General features: G+C 37.8%; 12 protein-coding genes. All 12 read right to left on the bottom strand.

All coding sequences use genetic code 11. From position 1 onward, the window contains the following. Nucleotides 1–8 precede the first annotated feature (8 nt). Nucleotides 9–329, bottom strand: coding sequence for a BON domain-containing protein (locus tag JBW_RS07215; RefSeq protein ID WP_007954016.1), 321 nt, complete (start codon nucleotides 327–329; stop codon nucleotides 9–11). Between the two features lie 56 nt (nucleotides 330–385). Beyond that, complete coding sequence (locus JBW_RS07210; RefSeq protein ID WP_007954017.1) at nucleotides 386–2,191, bottom strand: helicase-associated domain-containing protein; 1,806 nt, start codon at nucleotides 2,189–2,191, stop codon at nucleotides 386–388. Continuing rightward, on the bottom strand, nucleotides 2,148–3,902 hold the full coding sequence (locus JBW_RS07205; RefSeq protein WP_007954018.1) for a DNA repair helicase XPB: 1,755 nt from the start codon (nucleotides 3,900–3,902) through the stop codon (nucleotides 2,148–2,150). The genes JBW_RS07210 and JBW_RS07205 overlap by 44 nt, the downstream gene beginning before the upstream one ends. Before the next feature lie 343 nt (nucleotides 3,903–4,245). After that, nucleotides 4,246–5,433 carry an ROK family transcriptional regulator gene (locus JBW_RS07200; RefSeq protein ID WP_235334158.1) on the bottom strand — a complete coding sequence of 396 codons (1,188 nt, stop codon included), beginning with the start codon at nucleotides 5,431–5,433 and terminating at the stop codon, nucleotides 4,246–4,248. A 207-nt stretch (nucleotides 5,434–5,640) separates the two neighbouring features. Beyond that, complete coding sequence (locus tag JBW_RS07195) at nucleotides 5,641–6,828, bottom strand: metallophosphoesterase (protein WP_007954021.1); 1,188 nt, start codon at nucleotides 6,826–6,828, stop codon at nucleotides 5,641–5,643. Nucleotides 6,829–7,012: 184 nt separating this feature from the next. Further along, nucleotides 7,013–8,743, bottom strand: a complete 1,731-nt coding sequence (locus JBW_RS07190) for a methyl-accepting chemotaxis protein (RefSeq protein ID WP_036680435.1) — start codon at nucleotides 8,741–8,743, stop codon at nucleotides 7,013–7,015. A gap of 85 nt (nucleotides 8,744–8,828) precedes the next feature. Continuing rightward, nucleotides 8,829–9,881, bottom strand: a complete 1,053-nt coding sequence (locus tag JBW_RS07185) for a SpoIIE family protein phosphatase (RefSeq protein ID WP_007954025.1) — start codon at nucleotides 9,879–9,881, stop codon at nucleotides 8,829–8,831. Between the two features lie 15 nt (nucleotides 9,882–9,896). Continuing rightward, on the bottom strand, nucleotides 9,897–10,202 hold the full coding sequence (locus tag JBW_RS07180; RefSeq protein WP_007954027.1) for an STAS domain-containing protein: 306 nt from the start codon (nucleotides 10,200–10,202) through the stop codon (nucleotides 9,897–9,899). Between the two features lie 35 nt (nucleotides 10,203–10,237). Next, entirely contained in the window at nucleotides 10,238–10,648 is a 411-nt protein-coding gene (locus JBW_RS07175) for an ATP-binding protein (protein WP_007954029.1), read from the bottom strand. Between the two features lie 180 nt (nucleotides 10,649–10,828). After that, nucleotides 10,829–12,394 carry a response regulator gene (locus JBW_RS07170; RefSeq protein WP_007954030.1) on the bottom strand — a complete coding sequence of 522 codons (1,566 nt, stop codon included), beginning with the start codon at nucleotides 12,392–12,394 and terminating at the stop codon, nucleotides 10,829–10,831. Then, complete coding sequence (locus JBW_RS07165; RefSeq protein WP_007954031.1) at nucleotides 12,381–14,762, bottom strand: cache domain-containing protein; 2,382 nt, start codon at nucleotides 14,760–14,762, stop codon at nucleotides 12,381–12,383. The genes JBW_RS07170 and JBW_RS07165 overlap by 14 nt, the downstream gene beginning before the upstream one ends. Nucleotides 14,763–14,794: 32 nt before the next feature. Then, the gene (locus JBW_RS07160; protein WP_007954032.1) at nucleotides 14,795–15,940 is read right to left on the bottom strand and encodes an ABC transporter substrate-binding protein; all 1,146 of its coding nucleotides are present in this window, start codon (nucleotides 15,938–15,940) and stop codon (nucleotides 14,795–14,797) included. Between the last annotated feature and the right edge of the window lie 112 nt (nucleotides 15,941–16,052).

Here is a 16,052-nt window from a genome sequence, read left to right as displayed (position 1 = left end):
CCCTCCGATTATTTGGCTTTTTTCTTTTCCGCTTTACTAGGAACGCCTGTTAATATGATTTGTTTATCCTGGGTTGTTACCTTAATATCAAAATCAACAATGCCTTCCTTAAATAGTTTAACTTTTAACTCCAGTAACGCTTTGCCTACCTTTTCCTGCAATTCTGACGTAAAAAACTCACTTGCATAATTCTTATTATCTTTTTGTATTCCCCTTACAGGCTGAGGAGTTGCTGTTTCTTCTGCATAATTCTCATTTTCAAAAGTAAGAGTCTCTTTATAATCGCCGAACATAGCTGTGTCACTTAAATTTTTTGGTATTTTTGCCATATTCCATTCACCCTATCATCTTAAAATTTTATACCTATATTATAGCACAAATCCAATTACTTTTCGTTTTTTCCTGTTGTTAGCCAAGTATATAATCCTTCTCCTACAGTGACTCCAGGCCTTGGTACCCAATTTTTCTTTTCTAGCCATTTACGAATGGTCCCTTCTCCATCTGGCTTTATCAGCAAAACCTGGGGACCGACCAAACCAATCACCCAATTGGATAATTTACTTTGAGCAAGAATTTCCGACGCCATTTCGGGAGTATCACAAGCCAATATCATCGCTCTGGCAAACAAGGTTTTATCATAAGCAGTGGCCCACTGTTGCAGTGTACACAGCACATTTTCCGTGGGAGGTACTTTACTATGATCAGCAATCAGCGCAAATAAATCATCAACTGAAGCTCCTCCTTTTAACGCACGAAGTATACTACTGCGAGTAAATTCTCCTTGATATACGTAATCTTGAACCTGAGTCTCAGCAAAAACCGATAACATCCACACCACGTAAGGGCTTACACTTTTCGGAACGAAAAAGGAAAGATCTGGTTGAATGATCAGCTGCTGCTCCAGTTCAGCTGATAAAACCTGCCGCCATTTATCAAATAAAGGCGCAAAAATGGCTTCCGTATCTTTATGATACAAATCGATTTTAACCATTTGGCTAATAGCCTTACCTGCGTCTTTCTCTTCTGCCAGCCATTGAGCCAAAGCCAATCCCAAAGGAGTCAATCGCCAGAAATTTCGCGGCATCTTCTCTTCCATCAGCCATTGAGTTGGCAGCTCGGCTGTAGTCTTTTCGAATAATCCACAATACATAAATGGTTCTAATACAACTGCCTCTAACCACTCTTCACTACTAAAAGGATCTTTATCATGAAAAAGCACTGAAGATTCGTCTATAACGCTTTTCATCATTAAAGACGCGCCAGTTAACCATGTTCCTTTTACCTGGGCTGCATATTTAAATAAATTGGCAATAAAAGGTAGGCTTCCGCCCTTATGATATTGAATACGAGAGATTTGCCAGCTCAAAATATAGAGTAAACGGTGGGATGCAGGTGAAAAAATAAAATCATCCCATTTTTCCCCATTTAATTGATAATAGCAATAGTCGCCTTTATCAACTACAACCTTTAAGGCTCCTATCTCCTGTAAAATCCCTAAAAGCATACGTGTCATATTCGTATATAAATTTTCATCAGCGGCTTCTTCCCATTGGTCAGCTGCCGCAGAGCTTAAGCGTGACATTAAACGACGCAATACGGATTTTGCCATGAACTTTTTTACAGTAAGTTTTGGTTTTTCTACATACAAAAATGCGGATAGCTCAATCAAATCCGTAAGAGACTGTCCTCCGCTATCAATTGCAGAATGCGTGGCCGGCAGCTGCGCTTCTAAAAAATAATAAAACGCTGACATTTTATCAAGTGTTTTCTTAAAGTCGGGTATAGCTAACAGAGACTGAGGCATCTGCCCTTCTAACAGCCATCCCTTCTGCAGTAAATCGGTAACTGCAGCATCAATTGTTTTCACGGGCACTGTCGAACGATACTTTTCATATATTTGATTTATAGCTAGTGGCTTGCCAGCGAATTCACATAGAAAAGCCATTATACTTTGCTCTTCTTCTCTCAATTCATGATATACTCCAGCAAATCGTGGGATATGGAAGATAGCCTCACGTAGTAATTTAGGAACATTGCCCACCCAGCCGCTTACATCAAATAACCAACACATTTTATTTAAGGCTGTTTTATTTAATGCATAGATTTCTTCTAAGGTATATGCATGATCCAAACGTAAGGATAATTTTTTATTTGGCAAAATTCCCCATTCCTTCCCTTGCCAATGTTTCATCAAAATCCAAGATTTGATACTGGTATCCCTGCTCTGTTAAAAATAACTGACGATGGTGAGCAAATTCCTGCTCCCGAGAATCCTTAGAGACTACACTATAAAAATAAGCCGACCGACCATCATCTTTAGGCCGCAAGATTCTGCCCAAGCGCTGAGCCTCTTCCTGACGAGAGCCAAAAGCTCCAGAAACCTGCACACCTACTGCAGCATCCGGCAAATCAATGGCGAAATTAGCCACTTTTGATACAATGAGTACTGCAATTTTTCGATTGCGAAATGCTTGATACAACTCATCCCGTTTTACTGTTGGCATCTTGCCAGTGATGAGGGGAAATCCAAAATAGTCGGCAATCGCTTCTAACTGCTTTATATATTGACCAATAATCAATATACCTTCTCCAGCATGTTTATGCAAGATATATTCGATAGCCTTTAACTTAAAAGTATTTTCCGCTTCCATACGATAGGCTATTCGTTCTGGAACTTGGGCACACTCCATGCGCAGGGAAAAATCCATGGGCACACGTACTTCTGTACAGACTGCTGTAGCAATCCAGCCGGCACTCTCCATTTCAGTCCATGGAACATCCAGCTTTTTGGGACCAATCAAGGTAAAGACATCAGCTTCCTTACCATCTTCTCTTACCAAGGTAGCTGTTAAACCTAATCTGCGTTTTGCCTGCAATTCGGCTGTAACTTGAAAAACAGGGGCTGGCAGAGTATGTACTTCATCATAAATAACCAATCCCCAAGCTCGGGCATTAAAAATTTCAAAGTGAGGAAAGGGACCATTTTTAACAGGACGATAGGTTACCATTTGATACGTGGTAACTGTTACTGGGCAGATATCTTTTCTATCTCCAGAATATTCACCGACTATTTCTGCCGGCAAATCTGTTTTCTCCACAATTTCTCTCATCCATTGATGTACAGCGCTGGTTGAGGTTGTTAAAATCAACGTATTCATTCCAACCCTTTCCATTGCGCCGATGCCAATTATCGTTTTTCCTGCACCACAGGGTAAAACCAAGACTCCTGATCCACCCGTCTCTCGACCGCCATCATAAAAAAGATCAACAGCCTGCCTCTGATAATCCCGCAGGGAAAATTCTCGTCCAGTTAGATCCGTAGGCCGTAATGCTATCGCTAACTTTTCACCATCAACATAACCAGCTAAATCCTCAATAGGATAACCGATTTTTACTAAAAGCTGCTTTATAATCCCCCGTTTTCCTGCTGGGATAACCAAAGTGTGTTCATCTAATTTTGCTGTAAAGATGACCTTTGTCTCTTTGTGCCCAGCAATGGTCATAATCGTAGGAATATCCTGGGAGTAAAGATATAAGAATTCTCCAGGCACAGTAAGCTCATCGGCTTCATGTTCTGCAATCATTGGTGGATATGCCATTAGTTTTACCAGACCATAACGACTCATGTAGCCTTCAATGTCACGACACACATTATTCGGCAAAGGGAACTTTACATACGTTAATAAAAATTCAAGAACCTGAGCCGCTGTCTGACCCGTGGCTGCAGCATTCCATAAAGATAAAGGAGTAATACGATATGTATGGATATGTTCAGGACTCTTTTCTAAATCTGCAAACGCAGACAATCCACCGCGAACGATTTCAAAATCAGGATGATATGCTTCTAGCAATACAGAAAAATCGCCTTGAACAATCATTGGATTCGTTGGATTATATACCACATTTACCTCCTAATAATACATGCTATGTAATGGTCTTTAATCACATGCTATATCCTTATATTGTACGACGCTTAAAAGGATTCGTCAAAAGATAAAGAAGAATTAGATTCAATTCTATTATTGTGACAAGCATTACAGTATCTATACATGTTTTACTCTATACTTACAATATAAGAAGTGAAAAGGAATGATATGGAGGATGTACCATGATTGATATAATTTCTTCTTTTTTAGAAAATTATTTTTCTAAAATAAAAAACGACCTAAAACCCCAGGGTCTCAGATCATTTTACTAAATGAGCAATTGCTCAAGTATTGCTATTGGGTTAATCAAGAATAGTGATTATAAATCATCAAACATATCGGTGTTAGGTGATTTCAGTACCATTTTGAGAGCAAGAGCACATGCACCGATTACGCCTGAATCTGCACCGAGTTTTGATATAATAATCGCAGTTGCATCTTCCACTTCAGAAAAAGTATGCGATGCAATCACTTCATGAAAGTCTTCCATAAAGAATTCTGCTACGATCGCCAATTTACCCCCGATAAAAACTGCATCTGGATTATACAGATTAATCATGTGAGAAGTTGCTAAAGCCACATAGTGAGTTGCTTGTCGCAGCACATCTCTTGCATAAGACTCTTTCTTTAAAGCAACTTCTACGATATCACTTATTTGTATTTCTTGCGTAATGTTAAAACGCTTTTTTAATGGATCTTCATCAGCAAGAAAAGGCAGCTGTGCATTTACTTTTTGGACAATGGCAGGAATACCGCAGACGGTTTCTAAACAACCACGATTACCGCAATTGCATAAAGTTCCCTGCTCGATCATGACAGTATGACCAATTTGTCCAGCATACCCTTGGGAACCTTGTACAATATGCTCCCCCATAATGATGCCAGCACTAATTCCTTCTCCCATGTTGATGTAGATTAAATTTTCACAATTAATGCCGCCCCCATACCACTTTTCCCCTAGAGCTGCAACTTTTGAATTGGTTTCAATATAGATAGGCAATCCAAATTCGTTTTCCAAAGTGGCCTTTAACGGATAGCCATTCCACATCTTACCTAGATTTACAGCTCTTTTGACTGTGCCTTCACTCCGATTTAGCATACCCGGAAATGCAATTGCAATTGCTACAATTCTTTTCTCTCTATTTTCTTTATTCAGACTGACTTGTTTAATGACATGAATAAGTTCTTTTACTGCTATTGCTGGGTCTTTCATATCTACCGTTACTCGCCCAATACAAGTGGGAATATTTTTCAAATCAGCAAGAGCAACTGTTATTTCCTGGCTAGTCACTTCTATGCCGATTACATATCCCGCACTACAATTAAATTGTAGATTAACAGGTTTTCTTCCTCCTTGAGATTGACCTAAGCCAACTTCTTTTACAAATCCTGTATCAATTAATTCTCGGATAATACCTGTAATCGCGGGCGGAGTAAGACCAGTTAAATCGGCAATTTGCTGACGAGAAATTAATTCGTTATCTTTAATAATATTTATAATTGTCATTCGATTTAGCTTTTTAACATATTTACTATTGCCAGGGCTTCTCATTTTTCCTCATATCCCTTAACTTTAATTTGATTACTATGAATGAACTATTCTCAATGAAATTATACCTTAATGTTAATGATATTGCGAACTATATTATAAGCCTTTCTCATTGCACTTCATATTACACAGTGCTCTCTTAACAATAAAGAGGATATTGACAAACTAATCTTTATTCTTAACTGTTAAACTAAATACACTAATTTCAGGTGGACAACCAAGACGAAACGGTATCCATTGTCCTGTTCCTGGACTAACATATCCATAAGAATGATTTTCCTGATAAAGCCCACGCATATAATGATAACTTACCGGCAATAGGGACTTTCCTAAGATATTAACTTGCCCTCCATGGGTATGTCCTGATAGAGTAAGTGGTATTTGCGAAGCAAAAGCATTAAACAAAAAATCGGGATGATGTGCCAATAATACTTTAAAGGCATCTTTAGGTATATCCTGCTCTGCCTTTGTCATAAATTGTTGTCGTGTTCGTTCCTTTTCTTCACTATCTTTTGGCCAAGGATAATCAACACCTAATATATATACGATGGTTCCTCCTACCTGAACTGGAATATTACTATTTTTCAGGACATGGATTGGACTATTGTGCAAAGCTCTGCTAATCCGCTTAATATCCCGAAAATATTCGTGATTACCCCAGCAGAAATAAACACCATAAGGTATTAGGGAACAGAATTCGCTAAGTTTAATTATCGCTGCGTCAAGTAGATTCAAATCATCAATTAGATCTCCTGTTATCACTACCATATTTGGTTTTTCTTTTATAATCAATTGTAACACTTCGTCCAATCGTTCCAAACTAAAAAATGGTCCTAAATGGGTATCACTAATTTGTGCTATTTTAAACCCTGCTAATTCTTGAGAAAGTCCTTCAAAAGGCAACGCTACATGCTTGACTACCATTTCCTTTTCTGCTGAATATACACCTTTAGCACTTATTCCTAAGGATAATACAGGTGCAGCATAAAGCACACTTTGTAAAAATGTACGACGACTGACGTCCATTTTACCAGTTTCCTTTTTAACCTTCGTAAGATTTAGCAACCTTCTTATTGCAAATAGTACAGGAAAAAAGCAGAGTAAAACAACTCCGCTGATGATCCAAACGTAAGCAAAATCAACAACCGGGGTTATCCATCGATAGAAAAAAGCGGCATCTGGCTGGAACCACCAATTATAGTTAATAAAGAACCAAGCAAGTCCCGTTATAAGCCAATACATACGATTTTTACTAGAAAAATTTTCATTAAGAAACCATTGGGTTAGTAAACGCCAATTCACCCAGAATATGGCCAGCATAACGACGACTAATATACTATACATTATTACCATTCATGATCCTCCAACCATATATTTATATCATCTAAGGACATTATTTCCGAGATCCCTTCATTCCTATCCTTAGATTCTATGTAAAGCATTAGAAAAACAGTAAAAAGACCTTGTCAGACAGTTTTATAATCGACAAGATCTTCTTACTATTCTCTTTCAATTGGAACCACTCTCGCCACTTCTTTTATAATTTAAACTTCTCCACAGAAGTTCTTAACTGATGAGCCATAGCGCTTGTTTCTTCTGCACTAGCTGCTACAGTCTGCATAGCCGCTGACTGCTGCTCAGAAGAGGCTGCAATTTCTTCACCATGAGCTGCAACACTTTCTATCATCGTTGCAAGGCTATTAATTAATTTTACGATTTGCTCGGAACTTGCAACTTCCGAGGAAGTTACATCACCGATATCTTTTGTTTCTGTTACGGTTTGCTTCACAGCCTGCAAAATACTATCCAAAGCGCCTCCCGCTTCATTAACAGTAGAAACACCAGAATCTACCTCAATAGCATTTTGAGCCATGGTTGTCACTGCAAGATTTGTTTTTTCAGTAACCATCTTCACTAAGGAAGTAATCTCTTGAGCGCCTTGATCCGATTGTTCTGCCAACTTACGTACTTCTTCGGCAACAACGGCGAAGCCCCGTCCATGTTCCCCCGCCCGAGCAGCCTCAATCGCCGCATTAAGAGCCAAAAGATTGGTCTGCTTAGCCAAGTTGGTAATGGTATTTGTAATTTGTGAAATTTGCTGTGAATAGGTGTTAAGTTCTTCAATGACTTGACTGGAATTTTGCGTTTGCTCTTTGATATTATCCATTTTTTTCACTGATTCAGTAACTCTTTTTCGCCCTTCTTCTGCTGCATGCAATGTATTTTCGGAGTTTGTAATGGTATTTTCCGATTTTGATTTTGCAATTTGAATGAGACTAGATAACTCTACTAACGCTTGGGATGCTTCCAACATAGATTGATTGCCTAAATCTGCTTCTTGCGCTAAGTGCTGCATATTTTTGGATACATCTTCACTAGAAGAAGTTACCTCTTCTGTCGAGGTCGCCATTTCTTCTGATGCACTCGCTAATTGTCCTGAGGCAGATCGAATGTTCGTAATCATTTCCACGAAATTTTTATGCATTTCCTGCAGAGAAGCTGCCAGCTCACCAATTTCATCTGAGCTGGCAACTTCAACCTGGCTACGTAAGTCACCATTTGCATATTGATGCGCAATTTCAGTAAGCTTGATGACAGGTCTGCGAATCATATTGGTTAAAGTGATTGCAATAACTATGCCTAACACTAACACCACTAAACTGATGATTCCAGAAGTAATAATTACAGTATTATTAGAACTTATACTTTCTTTAATAAAGCCTTTTGCCGCTTCAACGTTTATTTGAGCAAAACCATCTAAGGCCGTTTCAATTCCTTGGGATTGAGGTGCGATCCGCTTGGCAAAGTCTGCTAATTTTACTTTGTTTTCTTGGGCTTTGCCATAATCGCCTGCCGCAATCAGTCGATTATACTCTTTTGCAAGTGGCACAAACTCTGTCGTAATTGTATTTTTATATTTCACCGTTTCATCAATTACAGCTTGTACTTCCTGTTTTTTTTCAGGTCTGGCAAGTGCTAATAAATCATTCTCTAGCTGTATAACCTTTTCAAAATCACTATTAATTCGATTTAAGTATACTTCATCTCCATAGGCTGCATAAGCACGAAGATCAGATACAGTGATCTTATATTGAATCGTAATCGCATCGGCAATCGCCATGCGAACATTTGCCTGATTGATATTTTCCAAATCATTTTTTGCATGATTTAATGAAATAAATGAATTAATTGCCATAATAATAATCAAGACAATTACAATTGCAAAACTAGCAGCAATTTTAGCACCTATCTTTAATTTTATTCTCATTTTAAACTCATCACCTTTGATCATTATTTTCCAACTATGAAAAGATTTGACCAATCTTGAAATAGTCATTTTCTAAAAAACTCTTTTAGCGGATTAAAATTCCCACACCTGAAGCATCATCATTACATTCACCGCTATTAACAATTTTCTTAGATAATTCGTGAATACTCCAAAAATCCAGCTCATGATCCATAGGTTGGACGATTCTCTCAAACAATCCATCTGTTAAAAACAGAAAACTTTCACCGGATGTAAAATGATAGCTTCCCTGATCATAGACCTCATCTTCATTAATACCTAAGAAAAGTCCGGGGGTTTTTATAATGTGTGGTCCTTGCTCTTTTAAGATGATAAAATGATTAATCCCTCCCGCTGCATAGGTGAGAGTATTGCACATGAAATCAAACTCAAATAAAAATACACCAGCGAATTGTCCCCCTTTAAAAAAGGGCATTACTTCTTTATTTATCCATGCCAGCCTATCATTTATTGTAATGTTCTTCTTAATCACTTTTAAAAAAAGATATTTTAGGATACTCGTTTGCAGTGCAGCTGCAACACCATGTCCCATAACATCAATCATAATGCCAAACAGCAATTGGGATTTTTCTTCATAAACAAAATCATACAAATCCCCGCTAACATAATGATGGGGCTGATAAACCGACCGGATACGAAATAATTCATTTTCTAAATCCCGCGGCAGCATCCTATGCTGCACTTGACCAGCAATTTGAATTTCTTCCCGCATTTTTCCATCAAAAGTAAGGTTTCTTATAACAGCAGCAAAAACAGGAGTTCCATGTAACGTCATATAACGGGCACTTACTTCTACTTTAAAAATCGTCCCATCTTTTTTAATATGGTTGGTAGTAAAAATATATCCCTCTTTATGCGTCTTAGCTAACTCCATATTTTCTCGCAATGTTCTCATTGAACTGTTTGCTATATCATCCGCAAACAAGGTCAAAAATTCTTCTTCGGTATATTGATACAACGTCAGTGCCTTTTGATTTATAAATAATATTTTTCCATCTTCAAAATCAATTAATAGCAGTGCATCATTGATCATGTTAAACAGATCAAAACGCTGGCAGTAATCACACATGCCGCTAAAAATCCCTTGTGAAACACTCATTTACCTAACTCCTTACTATGCTTGCATCGTAAATACCTTGTTTAATCTTGTTAATTCAAATAATTCCTTTACAACGCCTTTGGCACCTGTCAAAGTTACATGCCCTTCTTTCGGCAGCACCTTCTTTTGTATGGCGACAAGTACACCAAGACCTGAACTATCAATATAATCTACATTGTGCAGTTTGATGATAAATTGTTTATATCCAGATTCAATAAAACCTATCAGCTTTTCTCGTAATACAGCAGCATCTTCCACATACATACTTCCTGCTAAGGTTACAATAACTTCTTTTTCACTAATATTCGTAGTAATCTCCAATTGTGTATCCCCTCTCCATGTTGAATTTCCTCAGCTTATAAACTGGTACAAGTACTAAAAGGTTTACAATAAGCAGGATTAATTTTTTTTACTAAGGTAATCTCATTGCCTTTGGTATTCCAGCAGCAAGAATCTACATAAAGACCTATTAAATCAAGACCTCGCCCATTTTCATCCCATAATTCCATGCCGGCAGATTCTTTTGTATTTACAAAGCCCTCGCCTTCATCGCGAATAATAATTTGTACATCTTCTGGTGATCTTTCGATAATAATCTGTACCTTTTTAGTACTATCTTCCTTATTACCATGAAAAATTGCATTATTAACCCCTTCATTGATGGCAATAAATAAACGAAGGGCATCCTCTTCACACGTTTGAACCAATTCTCTTTTTATTGAATCCCGCAGAATCGCAAATTCTGCAAGTGAGGAAAAAGAGTACATTACTTTTACCTCCCCATTCTTGATAAATTATCATTTATATTAATAACTTACTAACAACTTATCTATTTTTCTGATATTTTGATAAAATTCGCCATTTATTTTTCAAATACCTTCCATTATTTATTAATTAATCAAATAAAAAACAAAGGCTTTTAGCTTAAAATGCCAAGAAGTTTTTTCTTAATCCGGGAATTGTTCACAAATTTGCAAGATTTCATCCAATTTATTCATAAAAAGATCCACTAGTTTAGGATCAAAATGAGCTCCCCGCTCTTTGGAAATATAACGTAATATCTCATCTAATGGCCAAGCCTTTTTATAAATACGCTCACTCCCCAAGGCATCAAAAACATCTGCTAATGCAACAATTCTACCATAAATATGTATTTCTTCCCCTGCCAAACCTTGTGGATATCCGCTGCCATCATATCGCTCATGATGTTCATGAGCGATAAGGGCTCCACTTTTTAATATGGAACGCTTTGATCTTTTTAACATTTCATAGCCCACAGGAGAATGTCTTTTCATAATAGTAAATTCCTCAGGAGTCAGTTTACCTGGTTTATTTAAAATCGCATCTGGAATTGCCAATTTACCGACATCATGGATCGGAGCAGCTAATCGTAAATTTTCTGCTTCTTCGGGAGAAAGACCATAAGCTAATGCTAATAATTTTGCAATTTCAGCAACCCTTTTCACGTGATATCCTGTTTCCTGAGAGCGTGCTTCAGCAATCTCTCCTAATGTAAAGAGAATTTTCTTTTGTGCATCTTCTACCTCTTCATTTAAATAAATATTATCGAAAGCGATTGATACATTGGTGCAAAAAACCTCAATTAAATCCTTATCCCAGATACTTAAAGAAGCGACACCATCTAAGTAAATTACATTTTCTGAGCCTTGTTTACTACAAAAGTAAATTATAAAACGATCAGGAAAGTACAGACTTTTCTTTTGCTGAAAAGTTGCTTCAATATCTTGTCCAACTTTCGTCTCTATATCTTTCTGCAGCTTAGTACCAATCAAATTTTCATAGGTACCAGTTGCCGCCAATATACAAAAATCATCTATTCCTTCTTTCGTTGCGGCAAAGGCGGATGCATGGCAATACAATGCATTAGGATTCAGGTGTAGAATCGCCACCAGTTGTGATAATACCGCAGAAGCAAATTTTGTCATCGATTGAAGCTGAAAAATAGTAGCTGATGAATCAATGATTTGCTTTAAACTGCGGCGATTCATATCAATAATACTCAAATCCCGAAAAGAACGCAGGGTTGTTACTAAGGTAGTATGCAGCTTTTGCGATGTTAGCTCTGTTTTTTCCTTATAATCATTAATATCATATTCTACCACCACATCATGTTCCGGAGCCTGACCAGGCTGACCAGTCCGCAGAATGATCCTAACTAAATGATTCTGTAATTCATTGCGAATATAGCGAGCCAACTGCAAGCCTGAATTTTCTTCTTCCATGACCACGTCCAGCAATATCACAGCTACATCCGGATTCTCTATTAATAAATTTCGCCCTTCACTTGCTGAATAAGCACTGATAAACTCTATCGCCTTAGCATCAAAAGTAAAGCGACGAAGTGCTAATTTGGTTACATGATGAACTTCTTCTTCATCATCAACAATTAAGACCTTCCATTTACCCTTATGAATAGGAGGAAACTCACTTTCTGATGCTGGGAGTTCCTCCTCCCATTTTTCAAATAATAGTTCATCATCATTCTTTATCATTACGCGCCCCCCTCTCTACTGGAATGCTAATTATAAATTTCGTTCCTTTTCCCAATTGACTTTCACATTCAATCGTACCATTAAACTGTTGTTTTACAAGGTTATATAAAATATATAATCCTAAACCAGTTCCCCCCATGCCTCGATTTGTGGTGAAAAAAGGATTAAAAATTTGCGATACCACTTCTTTGCTCATGCCCTTTCCATCATCAGAATAAATCAGGGATATGGTGTCTGCGTCTTCCAAAATCGTAATGGTAAGCTTTCCTCCTTCTTGATCAGGACCATAGGCATGGATTAAAGAATTCATAATCAAATTGGTAATAATTTGTCCAAAGGCTCCTGGAAAACTATCAATTTGTAAGGTTTCATCACATTGAACGATGATTTTATGCTGCGTTTGCTTGATTTTGGGTTGTAAACTTAATAATATTTCATTCAAATATTGTTTGATATTAAAAATACGTCTGGCTTCACTCGATTGATCTGCAGAAACTTGTTTAAAACTGCGAATTAATTGGGATGCCCGTTCTAAATTAGAAAAAATAATAGATAAGGCTTCCTCGGAATCTGCTAAATAATTTGACAAGTCTCGCCTCTTTAGATCGCCAGCAGCGTATAAATCTGCAAAGTCCTTCGTTACCTTTTGTAAATGAGAAGTAGCCGTTACCCCCACTCCTACTGGCGTATTAATTTCATGGGCAATTCCGGCAACTAAGCTGCCAAGAGAAGCCATCTTCTCCGCATGCACTAGCTGCGCCTGGGTTTGTTGCAAATTCTCTAAAGTAAACTGTAACTGTTTATTTACAGATTGTAACTCTTCATTCATAGCGAGCAAATCTTCCGTTCTGCGTTCCACTTTAATCTCTAGCTGCTCATGGACTTGACGCAGTGCTTCCTCAGCTATCTTACGCTGTGTGATGTCACTGATCGAGCCAACAACCCGCAACGGCATACACTGTTCATCCCAGACTGCTTGCCCGCTAACAAATGCCCATTTAAAGCTATGATCCTTACAGCAAAAACGATATTCCCCACGAAAAAAATCTGTTTTTTTCGCAAGATAATCCTGCAACAATTGCTCAATCTTTTCAGAATCATTTGGATGAATTCGTTTTCGCCATTCCTCCATACTCTTAAATACTTCTACATCATCATACCCAAACATTTGCATTACTCTGGCAGAAAAGAAGGTTTGGTCGGTTTTTATATCCCAATCCCAAATCCCCTCATTATTCCCCTGCAATGCCAGCTGCCAGCGTTCTTCGCTGATCATCAACTCTTCGTTCGTTTTCTGAATTACATCCATATTATTTTGAATCGTTTGTGACATCGTATTGAAAGTTGTACAAAGTTCTTGCAATTCTTGAGGAGCAGAGCGAATTACCTCTTCACTGATTTTTGCAGAAGCAAAATTCCCCTCATTCATACTCGTAAGATGCTTTGTTACCGTAGTAATCGAACGAAATAACTTATTGAAAATCAAGAGAGAAACAAAAGAAAGCAAGAAAAATATAATGCAGAAGGTGACTACACCATATTTAATACTATCGTAGAAACCTTGTAATATTTCTTTTTGTGTAATAGTAACAGCAATGCCCCAGCCTGGAGTTTTTACACGATTAGTGGCTACCATTACTACCTCTCCATTATCTCTAGTAAACTGCCTTATACTACGTAAATCTTTTTTAAATAAATCAGTAAGCTCACTTGGAATATAGGAAATATGCCCCGCAGTTTCACTATGTTGCGGTACAATTACTTTTCCATCGGAAGTGAAAACAAGTGTTTGACCCGTTTGACCAATCTTTGCATCTTCACTCATATCCTGTAATACATCTAACTTAATATTTTGTAATAATACGCCTGTTAACTCCCCATTCTCTTTTATGATCGGCTGGGTAATGACAATGACAGGTTTCCCAGTCGTAGGACTAATCAATATCTTACTAATTTGGGAGGTTCTCGATGTAATGGTATCTTGGAAATAATTGTAACCCACCATACTTTTTCCAATTGCACTGGAATTATGAGGATAGATATTAGTGATTTCTCCATTTGGCTTTGCTACAATAAGATCATCAAAAGCATTTAGTTCATTATGCATATTTCCCAAAAGCTTTTGCATTTCTTTCTGACTTGCATTTTGAACAAAATATTCACTTACGAAAAGGTGACCGCTTTGTTTTATAAGAATAAACCACATTTCCACTTGATTACTAAATTGCGTAGCCTGATTTTGTAGAATTCCTTGCATACTTTCTTTCTCTTGGATGTAAGCAGTATACATCTGCACACCAGTAACGAGTGAAGTCATCAGGAATAATGCTACCACCATTACTAAAAGCAGCTGAGAACGAATCTTCATGCTATGTATCCTCCTCTCCAAAATCGGCTTCCTTAAGGCTGTATGTCATCCTTGACAATCTTTCCATTTCGAATCGTCAAGATCATCATTTTTCTTTTCACATCATGATGCTGATCAAAAGTAATACGCCCTGTAACACCGGGATAATTTTCCACCTTGCTAAGATAATCATAAATCCCCTCACGGCTAGCACCATTCTTTTTCATCGCCTGAATCAACAATTGAGCTGAATCGTAAGCCAAGGCTGCGTAACTGTCAGGCTCTTTATGATATCGATCCTGAAAACGCTTTGTGAATTCTTCAGATCCATTTTCCTGTATACCATTATAAAAAAAACCATTAAAACGGACGCCTTCCACCGCTTCTTTACCTAGCAAAACAAATTCTTCTGAGCTAATTCCATCTGTACCGATGATGGGAAGGTCTATCCCGATCCTTCTCGCTTGACGAGCAACGAATGCTGCTTCCGAAGAGTATCCCGCTATAAAAATCCCATCGGGTTTTGAATACTTTATTTTATACAGTTCAGAGGTAAAGTCAGTAGTTCGTCCTTCAGAAAAAATTTCAATCGCTGTAATTTCACCGCCAATGCGCTGCAGTTTCTCACGAAAATAATCTTTCATTCCCTTGCCGTAATCATTATTGGCGTAAATAATCGCCATCTTCTTTAAGCCTAGCTGATAAAAAGAATATTCTCCCAGTCCTTCTGCTTCTACCTTATCTGTTGGTATAATTCTAAACACATAGGGTGTTGTACCATCTGTAATCGTTTTATTTACTGAATCTGTAATTACAGGAATCCCTGCACCATTATATACATTTCTAGCTGCCATGGTACTAGCACTGTTCCAATGACCAAGCACTGCTATTACAGCTTGGTTTGTTACTATTTTTTCTGCCAAATTATGAGCTTCTTTTGGTGAGCTGGCATCATCCCCCACCAATAACCTAATATTTCTGCCTTGAATGCCGCCAGCTGCATTTGCTTCCTCTAAGGCTAATTGAATGGCTTTTACTTTCATGCTGCCAAACTCTTTAGAGTTGCCGGTCATAGGATTGGCACTGGCAATGATAATGTCATCCGTCTTACTCTGCTGCCCAATCGTATTACTGCTACACCCGCTGCCAAGCAAAACAAACCCTATAATAAAAATACTAACAATCAGTTTGCTGCCCATGACAATTAACTCCTTTCCTATCCATTAGTCACTGCCAATAAATTACACGATTACAAAAATATATATGATTTGGTTCCACAAGGATCGTCCTAATTCCTTGCTAAATTTGTCA

The sequence above is a fragment of the Pelosinus fermentans JBW45 genome, from assembly GCF_000271665.2.
In the GTDB taxonomy this organism is placed as follows: Bacteria; Bacillota; Negativicutes; order DSM-13327; family DSM-13327; genus Pelosinus; species Pelosinus baikalensis.
Note: the sequence above shows the minus strand (reverse complement) of the source record. Positions and strands in the feature narration are given on the sequence as shown.